Annotated in this window: 14 protein-coding genes; 6 read left to right on the top strand and 8 right to left on the bottom strand. The window is 43.4% G+C overall.

Annotation, left to right across the window (positions count from 1 at the left end):
- Nucleotides 1-8: 8 nt before the first annotated feature.
- Complete coding sequence (locus tag AACT52_RS21460; RefSeq protein ID WP_158054724.1) at nt 9-185, bottom strand: hypothetical protein; 177 nt, start codon at nt 183-185, stop codon at nt 9-11.
- 516 nt (nt 186-701) lie between these two features.
- Between AACT52_RS21460 and AACT52_RS21455 the strand changes: the two genes are divergently transcribed.
- Together AACT52_RS21455 and AACT52_RS21450 are read left to right on the top strand one after the other, a co-directional pair.
- On the top strand, nt 702-1448 hold the full coding sequence (locus AACT52_RS21455) for a tetratricopeptide repeat protein (RefSeq protein ID WP_073633278.1): 747 nt from the start codon (nt 702-704) through the stop codon (nt 1446-1448).
- A gap of 119 nt (nt 1449-1567) precedes the next feature.
- On the top strand, nt 1568-2443 hold the full coding sequence (locus AACT52_RS21450) for an SDR family oxidoreductase (protein ID WP_073633277.1): 876 nt from the start codon (nt 1568-1570) through the stop codon (nt 2441-2443).
- A gap of 156 nt (nt 2444-2599) precedes the next feature.
- On the opposite strand, the gene AACT52_RS21445 is transcribed toward AACT52_RS21450, so the two are convergent.
- The 4 genes from AACT52_RS21445 to AACT52_RS21430 all read right to left on the bottom strand — a co-directional run bounded on the left by AACT52_RS21445 (nt 2600) and on the right by AACT52_RS21430 (nt 7688).
- Nucleotides 2600-2782: a hypothetical protein gene (locus AACT52_RS21445; RefSeq protein WP_233154040.1), complete on the bottom strand. Its 183-nt coding sequence runs from the start codon at nt 2780-2782 to the stop codon at nt 2600-2602.
- A 99-nt stretch (nt 2783-2881) separates the two neighbouring features.
- Complete coding sequence (locus AACT52_RS21440; protein ID WP_073633275.1) at nt 2882-3181, bottom strand: CU044_2847 family protein; 300 nt, start codon at nt 3179-3181, stop codon at nt 2882-2884.
- Nucleotides 3182-3370: 189 nt separating this feature from the next.
- Entirely contained in the window at nt 3371-4222 is an 852-nt protein-coding gene (locus AACT52_RS21435) for an SWIM zinc finger family protein (RefSeq protein WP_073633274.1), read from the bottom strand.
- A 193-nt stretch (nt 4223-4415) separates the two neighbouring features.
- A complete protein-coding gene (locus AACT52_RS21430) occupies nt 4416-7688 on the bottom strand; it encodes a DEAD/DEAH box helicase (protein ID WP_073633272.1) in 3273 nt (1090 codons plus the stop codon).
- 947 nt (nt 7689-8635) lie between these two features.
- Between AACT52_RS21430 and AACT52_RS21425 the strand changes: the two genes are divergently transcribed.
- Complete coding sequence (locus AACT52_RS21425) at nt 8636-10792, top strand: polyribonucleotide nucleotidyltransferase (protein WP_073633271.1); 2157 nt, start codon at nt 8636-8638, stop codon at nt 10790-10792.
- A gap of 297 nt (nt 10793-11089) precedes the next feature.
- Nucleotides 11090-11353, top strand: coding sequence for a DUF3146 family protein (locus tag AACT52_RS21420; protein ID WP_073633270.1), 264 nt, complete (start codon nt 11090-11092; stop codon nt 11351-11353).
- Nucleotides 11354-11431: 78 nt separating this feature from the next.
- On the opposite strand, the gene AACT52_RS21415 is transcribed toward AACT52_RS21420, so the two are convergent.
- The 3 genes from AACT52_RS21415 to ntcA all read right to left on the bottom strand — a co-directional run bounded on the left by AACT52_RS21415 (nt 11432) and on the right by ntcA (nt 14406).
- On the bottom strand, nt 11432-11887 hold the full coding sequence (locus AACT52_RS21415) for a pre-16S rRNA-processing nuclease YqgF (protein WP_073633269.1): 456 nt from the start codon (nt 11885-11887) through the stop codon (nt 11432-11434).
- Nucleotides 11888-12028: 141 nt separating this feature from the next.
- Nucleotides 12029-13519 (bottom strand): DUF3084 domain-containing protein, encoded by a 1491-nt coding sequence (locus tag AACT52_RS21410; RefSeq protein WP_073633268.1) that lies wholly within the window; start codon nt 13517-13519, stop codon nt 12029-12031.
- Nucleotides 13520-13734: 215 nt separating this feature from the next.
- Nucleotides 13735-14406: a global nitrogen regulator NtcA gene (gene ntcA / locus AACT52_RS21405; protein WP_041034146.1), complete on the bottom strand. Its 672-nt coding sequence runs from the start codon at nt 14404-14406 to the stop codon at nt 13735-13737.
- 527 nt (nt 14407-14933) lie between these two features.
- Here ntcA and fabI point away from each other — a divergent pair.
- Both fabI and hisB read left to right on the top strand, forming a co-directional pair.
- Complete coding sequence (gene fabI / locus AACT52_RS21400) at nt 14934-15710, top strand: enoyl-ACP reductase FabI (protein WP_073633267.1); 777 nt, start codon at nt 14934-14936, stop codon at nt 15708-15710.
- A gap of 117 nt (nt 15711-15827) precedes the next feature.
- Nucleotides 15828-16496 carry an imidazoleglycerol-phosphate dehydratase HisB gene (gene hisB, locus AACT52_RS21395; protein WP_073633266.1) on the top strand — a complete coding sequence of 223 codons (669 nt, stop codon included), beginning with the start codon at nt 15828-15830 and terminating at the stop codon, nt 16494-16496.
- Nucleotides 16497-16529: the final 33 nt, after the last annotated feature.

The following is a 16529-nucleotide window of genomic DNA, read 5'->3' as shown; positions in this document are numbered from 1 at the left end:
CCGCCGTTTTATGTGTCGGGTTGCAAGGCGCAAGAAAAGCGGTCTTTTGAGCCGAAGCCGAATATACCTGGAGTCCAGCCAGTAGCAACACCGTACGCCAATACTAAACCAGCGACACCTGCTGCTGCACCAATGATGCCTACAGTGAAATTACTTATATCAAATATATGCCTTTTTTCAGACATCGACTCTGCTCTCAAATCCACACAATGTCGTGATATTTTTAACTTAACTTATATGTATAAATATTTACACTAGAATTTGTGAAAATATTGCACTCCCTCAAACAATTGCATCTGACACAGGAGTCAGTAGACGCGCAGGGGCTTTTTGGTTCAAATCGAGATTGGGCGAGCCTCCTTTGCGTCTTTGCCGTTCAAAAGTCAAGAGTAACTCTGGACTGCCTGCAAAAACAATTTTTTAACTACTAGAAACAAAGCAATTGCATCTATCTTAGGATATAAATTAATATTTTTATTTTAGGTATAAGATTCTCAAGATAAGGAAAATACCAAGATTAACCTTGTTATCTAAGTATAATGTGGTATAATCACTAAGACAGACTTTATCAATAATCTGCTCTCCAGTAAAGGTTTTCACACATCTTTTGAGCCATATTTTTGCTAAAATGTCAGTATGTCTTTATACTTCTTTTTAAGAAGAAAAAGATTAGGATGATATTAAGAGTTCTATAGTCAAGCATGGTCAGTTGGCGTTGCTTTGTTGCTTATAGCTTTTTAACGACTGTATTTCTATCTGGCTGTGGTGAGTGGGCAAAATCAGCTGGACAAAATAGTAGGCAAGTGATCAAGGAAACTAATGTTGCCCAGTTGATTACAGAAGCAAACGATACTCAAAAGGCAGAAAACTATTTCACTAAAGGGAATAGTTTGTTCAACTTGCATCGCTACGAGGAAGCAATAGCAGCATACGACAAAGCGATATCGGTTAAATCTGAGAGTGCTGAAGCATGGATTAACAGAGGTAATGTATTAACTGCTTTGCAACGGTACCAGGAGGCTTTAGAATCGTACGACGAAGCAATTGCCATCAAAACAGATAAACATGAAGCCTGGTTTAACAAAGGTAATGTCCTAACAAAATTGCAACGCTACCAAGAAGCGATAGTATCTTACGACAAAGCAATTGCCATTAAACCAGACAAGCTTGAAGCTTGGATAAACAAAGGCATAGCCTTAACAAAGTTGCAACGCTATCAGGAAGCTTTAGCATCCTACGATAAGGCGATCGCCATTCAACCAAACAAGCATGAAGCTTACTACAACAAAGCTTGTACCTATGCATTACAGAATAATACAAAATTAGCAGTTGAGAACCTACAAAAGGCGATTCAGCTTTTTCCTGGTAAGTACGACAAGTTAGCAAAAACAGACTCAGATTTTGCCAAAATTCGTAGTCATAAGAAATTTCAGGAATTGATACAATAGTTTCTAACCTTTTAAACTACATTAGGGTGCGTTATGGCAAAGCTAACGCGCCCTAATTCTTGAAAATTTACTTTTTAAAATTGTTAGTGTTACCCTTAGTTCAAGTATAGATTTTAAATATGAAAAAACTGTTAATTACTGGCGCAAGTGGTTTTTTAGGATGGCACCTTTGCCAGATAGCAAAACAAGAATGGGAAGTTTATGGAACCTACTTTTCTCATTATTTGGAAATTCCAGGCATAAAAATGCTGAAAGTTGATTTGACAGATTTTTCAGAACTGAAACAAATATTTGATGCTGTTCAACCAGATGCGGTGATTCATACCGCCGCAATATCCCAACCAAATTTTTGTCAAACTCATCCGGATGAATCACACGCAATCAATGTGACAGCATCCTGCAATATTGCCGGGCTTTGTACGGATTCTTCTATTTCTTGCGCTTTTACATCAACCGACTTGGTTTTTGATGGCTTAAATGCTCCCTATCAAGAAACAGATCCTGTATGTCCTGTTAATATTTATGGTGAGCAAAAAGTCATGGCTGAGGAAGGTATGCTAAAGCGTTATCCCATGACTGCTATCTGCCGTATGCCGTTAATGTTTGGTAAGGAAACACCCACAGCAACAAGCTTTATACAACCATTTATTCAAACTCTTAAAAAGCGAAAAGAATTAAATTTATTTATAGATGAATTTAGGACACCTGTCAGTGGAAAAACTGCAGCAAAAGGGTTGTTATTAGCATTGGAAAAAGTGAACGGACGCATTCACTTAGGAGGGAAAGAAAGAATATCGCGCTATGATTTTGGTCGCTTATTAGTTGAGGTTTTTCAACTTCCCTCCGATGGATTAAAAGCCTGCCGACAAAAAGATGTAAAAATGGCAGCACCTAGACCATCTGATGTTTCTTTAGATAGTTCTAAAGCTTTTTCTTTAGGTTATCATCCTCTATGTTTGCGAGAAGAATTAGAAGATTGCAGAATATTTCGTTAAACCATATCTTGCACATCGCCGCCTAAAGGATTAGAGCCTTGAGCTAGCAACGCGCTCGCATTTGTTGAATACTTACTCTCCCAGTTTCCCAAAAGCCGTATTGCCTTGATTTGGGATGGAGCGAGCTATGATCGTTCGGTTGAATTTCGAGCATACCTAAATTCCGTAAATCAGGGTTTGGATGTTCAGGAGTGGAAAATTACTTGTATTCGCTTTGCCGCAAATGATCCAGAACAAAACCCGGTAGAAGATATTTGGTTGTACGCCAAAAAGTTTGTTAGAGAGTTCTATCATCTGTGTAAATACGAGTGCTGCGGTTAAGAGATTATTTGAACTCATAACTCACCATCAAATCTTCGATTTCCCCAAAATGTTTATGTACGATTGATTTTCACGAATGATTTAGGATTGCTATAGATGTAGCGATACCAAATCCGATCACTCACCCCATTCTAAAGTAATCTCTATATTTGCCGTATTAGAACCCTTTACCAGTAAAGCTGTAAGTTTACCAGATTCAATGCCAATATCTACACCAAACTTTACTCTGGCTCTATCTGGCTTCACCTTGTGTAATGCTTCCGCAATTTCTTTGGTCAACGATTCAATCGCGGTGGTGACTTCCTCAAAAGGTCGCGTTTGAAAATTTATTTTGCGATCGCCTATTTGTGTAGCTTCAACTCTGACACTTGTACCATCAGCAAGTTCTACTGCAATAATTTTGGTTTGGAGTTCCATGTGTGTTTGACTCGATTACTCTGCTTTTATAGCATTCCATCCTTAGTCATAAAAATCATCAAGAATACAAAAAACATACAAGCCGAAGTTCCACTTTGTTACGCAAACGCGAACCTAGGAGATAGCGAAGGTGAAAGAGAGAAGAAAGTAAATAACTCTTATTCTTCAATTTCTCTCATCCTCCTTCTCTTAACCACCTCCGACATTCATTGCTGCTAAAACAGCTTTCTGGGTAACATCTTTGTACACTGTCTCTAAATACTTCATCACCACATCAGCAGCAGTTAAAGAAGTTAAATTTTCCTCTTCTTTTGCTAAGGGAATTGACCCCAACACATCTAAAACTGTTTCGTTTGTTGATGGTACAATGACTACCAAAGAAGACTCCAATGGCTCATTATATTGCCAAAAAGAGTTCATTGTTACAGAAAATTGTTTCTCTGGGGTTGACTCTTGTACCTGAGATGGTTCATCTAGAGACGTTGCATCCAATGTGTTTACATTGCTAGCACTGCGTAACTGACGTAAATCACTAATTATTTGCTCTTTTGTGCGTCCCCGTAATTGAAATAAAACAAATGGGTCTTCACTAAAGCGATCGCCTAACTGATAGTAAATTGCAGCAACATGTTTGCAGGGATTAGCCTTATCAGGACAAGAGCATTTACTGTGAACATCAGACAAGGTAAAAGGAAATAGGGAAAGACCATTACTAGTGAAAACGTCTTCCATATTTTGCGGCATTTCCCCTGCCAATAACTTTGCAGCAAAAATTGACTTTTGCGACATAGTTTCAATCACATAACCCCACTGTTCCTCGCTAAATGGGTCAAGGGACAAGGAAACTTTGTATGGTTCTGGATCCGAACCTTGCACCCTAGCCAAGACTTTTGCGCCTTTAAACTCGATGCTGAGGACATTTCCCTGACGCGCATAGTTTCTCCCACGTTCCAGACGTTTTTTAAAACGATAGGAATCTAACAAATCAAGCCACCGTTGTGACCACCATTCTCGACTCGCTTCAAGGGTGTAACTTGTCATTGTGTTTCCTCATCTGTGACTGCATAAAACCTCACCCCCCTACCCCCCTCTCCGCCAGCAGAGAGGGGGACATTACCTCCCCTGCTTGCTTGCGACAAGTTAGAAGTATTTACTCCCCTCCTCGCTTGCGACAAGTTAGGGCTATTTTCTCCCCTCCTCGCTTGCGGGGAGGGGTAGGGGGTGGGGTTCCTAATCATTCTGCATCCTCATCTATCACTGCACTACGGTCAAGTATTAACAAGTTGCGGAGTTGGTTTGTATCCAGTTCAGTCAACCAATTTTCGCCCGCACCAACAACTTGTTCAGCAAGTTGTTTCTTGCTTTCAATCATGTCGTGAATTTTTTCTTCCAAAGTGCCAGTGCAAACAAATTTATGGACTTGGACATTGCGGGTTTGACCAATCCGAAATACTCTATCTGTTGCTTGATTTTCGACTGCTGGGTTCCACCATCTATCAAAGTGAAAAACGTGATTTGCCCGTGTTAAATTCAGTCCAACACCACCCGCTTTCAGCGACAGAATCATAATTGGTGGTCCTTGGGGATCGTGTTGGAAACGGTCTACCATTTCCTCACGTTGTTTTTTCTGAGTACTGCCATATAAAAACAACGTTTCTCGCCCTATCTGTTTTTCCAGATATGGTTTTAACAGCTTACCCCACTCGGCAAACTGGGTGAAAATTAAAGCGCGATCGCCACCTGCGATCGCTGTCTCCAACATTTCTTGCAACCGTTGCAGTTTTCCAGAATGATGTTGTTCCAATGTGTCTTGCTTCAGATAATGCGATGGGTGGTTGCAAATTTGTTTTAACTTTATCAATAAAGCTAAAATCATTCCCCGGCGTTGTAAACCTTCGGCTTCTTCAATTTCAGCCAGAGACTCTTCCACCACTTTTTGATAAAGTGCTGCTTGATCAGTAGTCAGACCACAAAATACAGTCATTTCTTGCTTTTCTGGCAAGTCTTGAATAATTTCGCGGTCACTTTTCAGGCGGCGCAGAATAAAAGGTTGAACTAATGAACGCAACTGATTTAACGAAGCTGCATCACCATACTTTTCAATTGGTATGGCAAACCGTCGCTGGAAAAATTGCCTATTTCCCAAATACCCTGGATTAAGAAAATCCAAAATAGACCAGAGTTCTTGGAGTCTATTTTCTACTGGTGTTCCTGTCAAAGCAATGCGAAATGTAGATTCTATTTGCCGTACTGCCTGTGACTGCTTTGCCTCCGGATTTTTCACATTTTGCGCTTCATCTAACACAATAACTTGCCAAGAAACGCCCTGCAATGACTTGACATCACGCTGAACTAGGGAGTAACTCGTGATGACTATATCATGCTTATTTGCTGCTTCCAAAAATGCCTTACCTTTGGCCCGTTTGTCCCCGTGATATTGGAAAACTTTCAGTGTTGGAGCAAATTTTTTGACTTCCCGTTCCCAGTTTCCTAACACTGAAGTTGGGCAAACAAGCAAAGTTGGTTTTTCCAGTGTTTCCTGTTCTTTTAGGTGTAGAAGGAAGGCGATGAATTGAATCGTTTTTCCCAATCCCATGTCGTCCGCGAGACAAGCGCCCAAGCCCCAACGTTCCAAAAAGGCAAGCCACGCCACCCCACGTTCTTGATAAGGTCGTAACTGTCCTTGGAAACTGGCCGGTGTAGGCAGAGGTTCGACTGCTTTGTTGTTCGTCAATGTCGTGACTAACTCTTGCAATGCCCCAGACGCCTCAAAGCTGACCACGGGTAATTTTTCAATCGTCTGGGTATCCCCTGTACTGATGCGTAAAGCATCTTCCAAAGAAAGCGCCATTTGGTCTTTGCGAGAAGCAAAAAATGCTTGCGCTGTCTTGATGTCTTGAGGTCGCAATTCCACCCACTCGTTGTTAATTTCTACTAATGGGCTATTCAACGCCACCAGCTTGTCAAATTCTGCTTTGGAAAGAGTCTGCCCACCAATTGCTAATTCCCACTTGAAATTCAACAGACTCTGCAAACCCAAGCGTTCTAGCTTTTTCTTCTGCGTTTGCGCTGTGACTTTTAAACCCAAACGGTTCGCCCATCCTTCACGGTTCGACAAACTGGCAGGCAAAACGACGCCTAAACCGCTATCTTCAAACCGCCACGCCACAGACTTGATAAACTCGTAAGCTTGAACTGGGTTGAGACGGCAAGATTCAGGATATTGGGTTTCTAAGCTGAGTTGAATTGGTGGATACAATCGCGAAGCCAATCCCAAACCCCGCAAAAATGTCTCTTGCGGTTGTTCAATTGTGCGATTTTGATAAACCAATTTTTCCAGAGGATGCTTCCAAATCGTTGTCGCATTTACTAGAAAATTTGGGTCATCAGCTGCTTGGAGGAAATAAGCCAAAGTCCAATCTGTCTCGCCTGACTCCGGGGAACGCAGCACAAAACAGGTACGAAACTGGTTTTTCGCCCCCATTTGGTATTGCAAGGGCATAGTCCAAGCTTTCAGCGCCGCCTCCAGTCGTTCCACCCCAAACGGATCGCTGCTGACTGTGTTTGACGCAGCCGTCAAAGAATGTAACCACTCTCGCACCGCAGACGGTAAAGACGCCATTACTCTAGGTTCTACCAAAGTTTGGGAACCCACCATCACTCGTACTTGGGCATCTATCGTACTGTGAAGAAATCCCAGCAGCAATTCTTGCGGTTCGGGCGGGAGGTTTATATGAGGGTATGAGGAGGATATTGCTTCCTGATCTCCCTCATCTGCCCCACCTCGCCCACCTCCTTGGTAAGTCCGACAAGCCAGTGGCATCAATTGGGAAAATTTTTCCAGGCGAGTTCCGTCTTGGGCGCTGTCTAGAAGTGCTTGCCATTTGGCGACGACGGAATTATCTAGTTGTCGTTGAATGACAGGCAAAAACTTACTACGGGAAATTAAATCTAAACTCCAGCGGGCAACCTGCACCCAAAAGCGTAAATCTCCCCCCAAAAAGCTATTTTCCCCGTTGGGAACATTGAGTGGTAGAGAAGTGAGAAATTTTATTGCCTCTTGAGGGTTGAGACAAAAACCTTCAATCAGCCACGGTTGCAAGTACTGTGCAGTTTCTTCTTCTAAACCTAATGCGGCAGAATGTGCTGGGAATATTGATGCTGCTTCCTCATAAGTATTCTCTAAAATATGAGTTGGTAAGGCAATGATTTGCGAGTGCGTTGGCAAACTTACTTCACCAGCACTGGGAGTTTTGCGTGTTTTGCGATTTCGTAGAGAAGTTGTCTGCAACGTCTCTACATCTTGTTTTTGCAGGCTTCTAGCGATTGAAATATTACGCGAACCCAGCCATTCAACTAATTCTAATGGTGTCATCGCCAATGGATGTGGCAGTATATGTGATGCACCCTTACTAGAATTTGTCCCAAGAGTTCGCCAAGTCTCCCCCCAAATAAATAAACAATTACCCTGATTTTGTGTTAACCAACTACCATGTAAAATTGCCATTTGACAACAACTTAGATTTTCGCTTTTTTAAGGTCTAGAATTCTTTTTTTGCGTTGCTGAACCGCGAGTATAAATTTTGTGTTGCGTAAAGACGAGCCAGGGCTGCAGGAGGAGCCAGCACTGCAGGCGGGTTTCCCGCCGTAGGTGACTGGCGTTGGTTTCCAACTGTCACGGCGACTGGTGAGTCCAGTCCTCTTGGCGCAGCCTGCCCGCAGGGCTTAGGCGGGTCTCCCGCCGTAAGGAACTGGCGTTGGCGCAGCCTCTCCGGAGGAGATACCCGAAGGGCGTCGCAAAGATTGTATTTTTTAGATTTTTGCAGTGGTTTGTTTCATACCTAAATTTAGCAACGCTTTTCTTTTAATATCGCAAATTACTTGTTTTGGTAGATTTTGTATTCTTTAAAATTATTTATAGATATTTATAGACAAGTCTTTCATATAGATAACATTTAGAAAAAACTGAATAAATATTAGTAAAGCTGATTAAGTGCAATACACTAGCCAAAAAATCTTGGATTTTTGTTGTAGAGACGCGAAACTTGCTCGCTCGTCAGGAGACGCTGTTTGGACGTCTTCTCATTAGAGTAGAGCTTTGCAAACGTGTCTTTACATACCAGGTTAGTGTAGGCATATTTGCAACGCTGGTTTCATTGTACAACCTAGACTGCGTAGGCAAAGAATTAAGGAATTCCTAGGCATTGGCGATGTTTTTGAGAAACAATGTAGGGGTATGAGGAATAAGCCTACCGCGCCCGGTACGCCTGTAGGAAAATAAATTTTCCTGCTTCCCCTTACTCGCTTGCCCTCTTATACCTGCCTCAAGAGGCTAGATTTAGGTGCGTAAGTTATAGTTGTTTATCTTTGTATGGAACTGACGTCAGCCATAGAGCATAAATGTTAGGATTGCCACAGAGAGAGAATAGCGTGCATAGAAGGAAAAAAAACTGAATGGGAGAATTTGAGAAGTCAATATCCTTTGACGGACGGGATATTCGACTGAAAGTTGGTCATCTAGCTCCCCAGGCTGGTGGCTCAGTGTTGATAGAATCTGGGGACACAGCAGTTTTAGTGACGGCTACGCGTTCAGAAGCCAGAGAAGGCATTGATTTTCTTCCCTTAACAGTAGATTACGAAGAAAGACTGTATGCGGCAGGTAGAATTCCCGGAGGGATCATGCGGCGGGAAGGTCGTCCGCCAGAAAGAGCAATTCTTACCAGCCGTCTCATTGACCGTCCCCTCCGTCCTTTGTTCCCGTCGTGGTTGCGAGATGACCTGCAAGTCATTGCCTTGACGTTGTCAATGGATGAACTGGTACCACCTGATGTGCTAGCAGTGACTGGTGCTTCGATCGCCACTTTGATCGCTAAGATACCATTTAATGGACCAATGGCGGCAGTGCGTGTGGGTCTTGTGGGAGATGATTTTATCATTAACCCTACCTATGCAGAAATTGAAGCAGGAGACCTGGATCTGATAGTTGCTGGATCACCAGAAGGTGTGATCATGGTGGAAGCAGGTGCCAATCAACTGTCAGAAAGAGACATTATCGAAGCGATTGATTTTGGCTACGAAGCTGTACAGGACTTAATTAAGGCGCAGCAAGATTTGCTCGTAGAAATGGGTCTGGAAATTGTCGTGCAGGAGCCACCAGAGGTAGACCCGACGCTGGAAAATTATATACGCGATCGCGCTGCCGAGGGAATTAAGAAAATTCTGTCGCAATTTGATCTGGACAAAACAGCACGAGATACAGCTTTAGATGCCATAAAGGAGTCAATTCAAACAGCGATCGCCGAACTTCCAGAAGAAGACACCGTTCGCGTTGCCGCATCTGCAAACAGTAAGGCTGTTGGTAATACCTTCAAAGAACTTACCAAAAAGTTCATGCGCCGTCAAATCATCGAAGATAACGTTCGCGTTGACGGTCGCAAGCTTGATGAAGTACGTCCCGTATCTTCTCAAGTCAGCGTCGTGCCTAAGCGAGTCCACGGCAGTGGTTTATTTAACCGGGGACTGACTCAGGTGCTAACCGCTTGTACTCTGGGCACACCGGGAGATGCCCAAACATTAAATGATGACTTGCAACAGGATCAACACAAGCGCTACATGCACCATTACAACTTCCCACCGTTCTCCGTCGGGGAAACCAAACCCTTACGTGCGCCAGGACGACGGGAAATCGGTCACGGGGCGCTTGCAGAAAGAGCTTTATTACCTGTGCTACCCTCAAGAGAACAGTTTCCCTACGTTATTCGGGTGGTATCAGAAGTTCTTTCTTCCAATGGTTCTACCTCAATGGGTTCGGTGTGCGCTTCCACGCTAGCGTTGATGGATGCAGGCGTACCCATTTCCAAACCTGTCAGCGGTGCCGCAATGGGTTTGATTAAGGAAGGCGACGAAGTCCGAGTCCTAACTGACATTCAGGGGATTGAAGACTTTTTGGGTGACATGGACTTCAAAGTCGCCGGGACGGATAAAGGGATTACCGCCCTGCAAATGGATATGAAAATTCCAGGTTTGCCTTTGGATATTATCTCCCAAGCCGTCCACCAAGCTAAAGAAGCACGGTTGCACATTCTGGAGAAAATGCTCCAGACAATTGCTCAACCGCGTGAGGAAATGTCACCTTATGCCCCACGTCTGTTAACCATTAAGATTGATTCAGACATGATTGGTCTGGTCATTGGACCAGGTGGTAAGACGATTAAGGGCATCACTGAGGAAACAGGTGCAAAAATTGACATCGAAGACGATGGAACGGTGACGATTTCTGCCGTGGATGAAAGCAAGGCGAAAAAAGCGCGTAACATCATCCAAGGCATGACACGAAAGCTCAACGAAGGTGATGTCTACGTAGGTCGGGTGACGCGAATCATACCGATTGGTGCGTTTGTGGAATTTTTACCTGGCAAAGAAGGGATGATCCACATTTCGCAACTTGCTGACTATCGTGTTGGCAAAGTTGAGGATGAAGTCGCAGTCGGTGATGAAGTGATTGTCAAAGTCCGCGAAATTGACAACAAAGGCAGGATTAATCTCACCCGCCTAGGTATTCATCCAGAACAGGCGGCTGCAGCGCGAGAAGCTGCGGCTGTGAATCGGTAATATCTAAATCAGGATTTAGATTTACCGATTGTGGATGAATCGCAAATCTAAAATCTAGATAGCCGCACGAGTGAACTTGCGGCTAAATTGCAAATCCAAAATCTAGACAGCCGCACGAGTGAACTTGCGGCTACATGGATCAAGCCCGCTTGCGCGGGCTTTAGAATTTCTCATATATCTTAGCCGTAGGAGTGTCAAGCGAACACCCAAATACTCCCATTGGTCTATTTGAGGTATTTTGAGGAAATGTAAAGCTATAAAAAGTTAGCTTTCATTTTAAACTTGACACACAGCATTGTGAGTGCTAAACGTTTACCAGAAACTACCGCCCATGTGAGGATTACCCGTCAATCCTGGCAACAGGGCTTTCTTGAAGGTGAAGTCAGAGCAGGTGACTTTGAATGGCAGTTCCAATGGCATTTCCGCCAGGGAGAACTGTCTGTCAAGCCTTCTCAAGGGCGAGCTTTAATCAAAGAACCTCTCGGTCGCTTTTTAGAGCAACGAGACTACCAGCTTGAACCGGGAGGAGACTACGCTTTTACTATTCGGGCACAACTGTAAGAAATAAGATAGAAGACACAACAGAGAAGACAGAATGGTTGCTTGAGTCTTCTTTCTTCACTTTTCCCTGTTGTTTCTTCACTCTTGATTCCTAACTACTGATTCAGTTAAACGATTGAGGTATCTTTCAATTAACAGGATAGCTACAATGTCATCTATTGGTCGTGGTGGTTGCCGAAAGCCCTGTGGTATCAGCTTGGCCAATCCTTTAGGAGGATACATTTGCCAGTAGCGATCGCGTGCCTCTAAGCTAGTGTAGCGCTCATCCACTAAAATAACGTTCAGCGGATCTGTTAATTGATCATACAATTGCTGTTTCCAGCGTTTTGCCGTGGTTTGGTCACCCATCACCAGTAAGGAAATGGGAAATTTTTGACGCAGCGACACAATAGCGGCGATCGCCTCACTTGCCGATACGACTTGGTGATGGTACAATTGTCTATCCAGTCCCATCACAGCTAAACCACACTTATCACGACCTGGGTCGAAACCCAAGATAGCTGGTTGAGTTGGCAAGAATTCACGCAAAGTCATAATAAAAAGTTAAAAGTCAAAAGTCAAAAGTCAATAGCTTTTGGACTATAAACGTTTGACTAGAAATTATTAAAAATTAACAATTAGCAACATAGCTCAATAACATTGGTACTTAAGCATTTTTCATTTATCCTTAGTTTTTTAAGTGCTAAAAATAATCTGTCCGTTTTGGATTGCCACTAGTTTAACTTTCAATGGTCCGGCTGTATATGTGTCCTCTGCGGCAATAGCCTTGATATCTATTGGCTGGTTGTACCGTCTCAACTGGGCGATAAAGCGAATGAAAGTCCCATCAATTTGAATACTTTCTAAAATCCCAGCGTTACGGGCACGAAATTGCGAAGCAGAAATGAGCTGTTCCAGCCGTTGCCGTAGTTGATAGGATGTCATGGTGTTGGGATCTGCGCTCGTGGTTGCTATAACCTCACCTCCGGTAAAAACGACTTGATTGCGCGCTGCATCAGCAAAAAATCCAATCTGCTTCTCTCCTTTAACATAATTGCCTGCAGAAAAAATTCGCACTACGTATTCTCGACCATCATCAATCTGCTTGCTCAATTGCTCTACCTGCTCTTGTGTCACTTGGAGCAGCTGCGAATTTGTCGGATTGGTTCCAGGCTGAGTTAATTCGATGCTAGCGTTTCGGTTAGCTTCTTGTAAAAGTTGAATGATTGCCTGACGTGCTGCAACAGGCTGCGAGACACGAACAACGCCTCCGGCAAGAACTTGACCACGAAATAGTGCTAGTTTCCCTAAACGCAGGTCACGGTAAGACTGGTAGTATTTTTCCAGCCTTGCCACTTCCTGTTCCAGAGAGTATTGTTGTGTTTCCAATTCTTGCAGGCGAGATTCCCGTTGAGTAATCACTTGCTCTCGGGCTACAATTTCTGCATTGCGTTTTTGAATGAGTTGATCCAGTGCGGTGATTTTTTTATCACGTTCTTCAATCGCTTGCTGTCGGTTGGCTAGCTCGCGATCGCGTTTCGCAATCGCTGTTTTGGCTTGCTCAATTGCTTTTTTCGCTTCAGCATAAAGTCGTTGGCGTTCTACTTTTCTTTGTTCTATTTCCACCAACAGCTTTTTTTTCTCGTCAGCAACGCTTTGAAGTTCCCCTATGGCTTGTTTATAGCGACTGACTGCTTGATTAAGCTGGTTTTGTGTGCCTTGAAGTTGAGCTTGAGTCTGAGCTTGTTGGCTTATGGTACGGTTCAGTTGAGCTTGTGTTGCCTGTTGTTTGGCGTTTGCTTCCTGCAAGGACTGATTCGTCTGCTGCAAGCGTTCTTCTTGAGCCTTTTGTTCTTTTCGAGCTTGCTCTAGCTCTCCTTTAGTGTCTTCTAGCTGTTTTGCTGTTGTGTTCAGTTGTTCGCGCCTGCGCCTGAGGTCTTTTTGAATATCCTCTAGCTCGAACACTCCTGTGCGCAAACCATCGTCAATAGCAAATAAAATTGCTAGGGTAGATGCCGAGATCAAAGTTCCTGTCAAAATCGTTACCAGTACTGCGGTGTTTTTAGGACGCAGCTTGAACAGTGAGAGCCGCGCTTTGCCAACTCTTGTACCAATGCGATCGCCTACGGTGGCAATCACGCCTCCCACAATTAAAATTGCCAAAATTAGGATGTACCCGGTGGTCATCTTCAGCTACCGACGAAATCCTTCCAGATACAGCCTACTACTTCCAGTCATTATCTGTGGGAAATTGGGAAAAAGGCAACCATTGAGTTCACTCAATTTTCACCTATCCTTATTCCAATCCAAGAAAGGTCTGAGTTTTGAGCCCTAAGTTTTGAGTTCTTTTTTCTGACTTTTTTATCTTACTCATAACTCAGGACTCCCAACTCAAAACTTTTTTAGGTGAATTGCCGACTTAAGGTAACAGGCTTATGAACAGTAATCTTTTTCTTGTGTATGGAAATCATCTTTTTCTCGCGCAAGTCACCTAGTAGCCTAGTGACGGTAACGCGGGTTGAACCAATGGCTTCAGCGATCGCTTGATGAGATAGCTTCAGATCAACTGTGATTCCATCTGCACAAGGAACGCCAAAATCACGACAAAGAATTAACAAAAAACTCACCAACCTAGAACCCATATCTCTGTGAGCGAGTGTTTCTATCATCATTTCTGTCTGTAAAATCCGCGAAGATAGTCCTCGCAGCATTAACATTGACAATTCTGGGTTTTCCTTGAGCGCTTGTTCCACCTGTTCAATTGGTGCTGACAGCAATTCTACAGATGTAAAAGCAACCGCATGGTAAAACCTATCTGACTTGTTTCCTGTCAGCAAGGATAAGACGCCGAAAACACTATTTTCCCGCAGCAGTGCTACGGTTATTTCTTCTCCTGCTTCATACACCCTGGAGAGTTTTACGGCACCTTTTAATAGAAAATACACTCGTTCGGCAGGATCGCCGGGGAAAAAGATGGTTTTATTACGTTCAAATGTTTCCACAACCGGCGGAAACGCTCCGGTTGCCATCTGACGAAAAACATTTGCTAGGGCTTTATCTTGTGTCACTATCATCTCCCTTCCCCTACCCAATGCCGGAAAAACTAAAACCGATTCCCTAAGAATACACCTGAAAAATCAATCACACATTGTCAACGTTTTTGTACTTTCCTATACTTATCATCTTTGCCTTACAGTTATTTGTTCATCATAATACATAATTTTTAGTCTTTAGATCTAGTCCTTTTTAATAGTTAATTACAAAACTTCTTTTCAAAAGTTTTATGAAGTAAAAAAAATAGACATAGTAATTCTATTGAAGGTATGAAAAGGTTCTTGAGAGTAGTATCTGGCAGATAGGGAGAAAAATCCTATTGACTACCTAATACCTACTATCTACTACCTACTTTCAACCAGCTACTGCAAGACGAGACAATCATTAATAACCGCTATATGTTGACCATGTCTTAAAAAATAAGTGTGAATTGTGTTGTATCAAAAGTTTACTGAAAAATCATGTTTGCAAATAGTACCCAAAACAAAGAGAAATTGGTGTCAGATTCTAGTATGCTCAAGCATGAATGTTCACATTAAGAATTTCTATGCTGGATCTCACCGGAAAAAATGCCTTAGTAACGGGAATCGCAAACAACCGCTCGATCGCCTGGGGGATAGCCCAACAACTACACAAAGCAGGAGCTAACCTAGGCATTACATATTTGCCAGATGAGAAAGGCAAAATGGAGAAAAAAGTCGCAGAACTGGTAGAACCGCTAAACCCTAGTTTGTTTCTTCCTTGTAATGTCCAGAACGACGAGGAGATTAAATCTACCTTCGATACGATTAGCGCTAAATGGGGATCTTTAGATATTCTTATCCATTGCCTTGCCTATGCCAACAAAGATGATCTAAGTGGAGATTTTAGCCAAACCTCCCGTTCTGGCTTCAATCTAGCTTTAGAGGTTAGTACCTACTCCCTAGTGCAACTCGCCGGATATGCTAAACCTTTGATGACACAGGGAGGAAGTATCGTCACTCTCACCTACCTAGGAGGTGTACGGGCAATTCCCAACTATAATGTGATGGGAGTTGCCAAAGCAGGGTTGGAAGCGAGTGTGCGATACCTGGCAGCTGAGATGGGTCCTGTAAATATCAGAGTGAATGCCATCTCTGCCGGTCCGATTCGGACTTTAGCCTCTAGTGCTGTAGGAGGCATTTTGGATATGATTCATCATGTGGAGCAGATTGCTCCTCTAAGACGCACCGTCACTCAGCAAGAAGTGGGCAATGCGGCGACTTTCCTATGTAGTGACCTGGCAAGTGGAATCACAGGGCAAGTCCTGTACGTGGATGCAGGATATGAAATCATGGGAATGTAAAGTTAGTATTGCTATTTGTTAACTGATAATCACTATTTGTCTATTTACCATTAGCGATTAGGTGTTAGCAAATGGCTCTGACCCATTACTCTATAGTAAGCATAAGCTAGGTTCTGTATGCAAATAAGCGATGCCTCGGCTAAGGACTCCGTCCTACGCCAAATTCTCCCCTCACACAACGAAGCGCCTCCCAATGGCGCTCGTATTGCCGAAATTAGCCGCACGACAAGCGAAACAGATGTGTATGTCAGAGTTAACCTCGATGGTACAGGTGTTTGCAATGCAGCAACCGGCATTTTCTTTTTAGATCATATGCTGCATCAAATCAGCTCCCACGGATTATTTGATTTGGAGATCAAGGCGACGGGGGATTTGCACATTGATGACCACCATACCAACGAAGATGTAGGTATTACCTTGGGTCAAGCTATTAGCAAGGCACTTGGCGATAAGAAAGGTATTGTCCGCTTTGGTCATTTCTTTGCACCTCTTGATGAAGCACTCATTCAGGTGGCGTTGGATTTTTCTGGACGTCCCCACCTGAGCTACGGCTTGCAAATTCCCACTCAGCGGGTGGGAACTTATGACACCCAGCTAGTACGCGAATTCTTTGTCGCTTTAGTGAACCACAGCCAAATGACACTGCACATTCGCCAATTGGATGGCATGAATTCCCATCACATTATTGAAGCAACGTTTAAGGCATTTGCCAGAGCAATGCGGATGGCAGTAGAAATCGATAAGCGTCGTGCAGGTATGATTCCTAGTTCTAAGGGAATGCTGTGAACAAGCAGGGGAAGCAGGGGGAGATGAGGGAGC

It is taken from the genome of Scytonema sp. HK-05, assembly GCF_963872035.1.
In the GTDB taxonomy this organism is placed as follows: domain Bacteria; phylum Cyanobacteriota; class Cyanobacteriia; order Cyanobacteriales; family Nostocaceae; genus Kalymmatonema.
Note: the sequence above shows the minus strand (reverse complement) of the source record. Positions and strands in the feature narration are given on the sequence as shown.

What these genes read in the sequence shown, in the direction of transcription:
- AACT52_RS21460 (WP_158054724.1), bottom strand. Translation starts at nt 185, where the DNA reads ATGTCTGAAAAAAGGCATATATTTGATATAAGTAATTTCACTGTAGGC.
- AACT52_RS21455 (WP_073633278.1), top strand. Translation starts at nt 702, where the DNA reads ATGGTCAGTTGGCGTTGCTTTGTTGCTTATAGCTTTTTAACGACTGTA.
- AACT52_RS21450 (WP_073633277.1), top strand. Translation starts at nt 1,568, where the DNA reads ATGAAAAAACTGTTAATTACTGGCGCAAGTGGTTTTTTAGGATGGCAC.
- AACT52_RS21445 (WP_233154040.1), bottom strand. Translation starts at nt 2,782, where the DNA reads ATGAGTTCAAATAATCTCTTAACCGCAGCACTCGTATTTACACAGATG.
- AACT52_RS21440 (WP_073633275.1), bottom strand. Translation starts at nt 3,181, where the DNA reads ATGGAACTCCAAACCAAAATTATTGCAGTAGAACTTGCTGATGGTACA.
- AACT52_RS21435 (WP_073633274.1), bottom strand. Translation starts at nt 4,222, where the DNA reads ATGACAAGTTACACCCTTGAAGCGAGTCGAGAATGGTGGTCACAACGG.
- AACT52_RS21430 (WP_073633272.1), bottom strand. Translation starts at nt 7,688, where the DNA reads ATGGCAATTTTACATGGTAGTTGGTTAACACAAAATCAGGGTAATTGT.
- AACT52_RS21425 (WP_073633271.1), top strand. Translation starts at nt 8,636, where the DNA reads ATGGGAGAATTTGAGAAGTCAATATCCTTTGACGGACGGGATATTCGA.
- AACT52_RS21415 (WP_073633269.1), bottom strand. Translation starts at nt 11,887, where the DNA reads ATGACTTTGCGTGAATTCTTGCCAACTCAACCAGCTATCTTGGGTTTC.
- AACT52_RS21410 (WP_073633268.1), bottom strand. Translation starts at nt 13,519, where the DNA reads ATGACCACCGGGTACATCCTAATTTTGGCAATTTTAATTGTGGGAGGC.
- ntcA (WP_041034146.1), bottom strand. Translation starts at nt 14,406, where the DNA reads ATGATAGTGACACAAGATAAAGCCCTAGCAAATGTTTTTCGTCAGATG.
- fabI (WP_073633267.1), top strand. Translation starts at nt 14,934, where the DNA reads ATGCTGGATCTCACCGGAAAAAATGCCTTAGTAACGGGAATCGCAAAC.
- hisB (WP_073633266.1), top strand. Translation starts at nt 15,828, where the DNA reads ATGCAAATAAGCGATGCCTCGGCTAAGGACTCCGTCCTACGCCAAATT.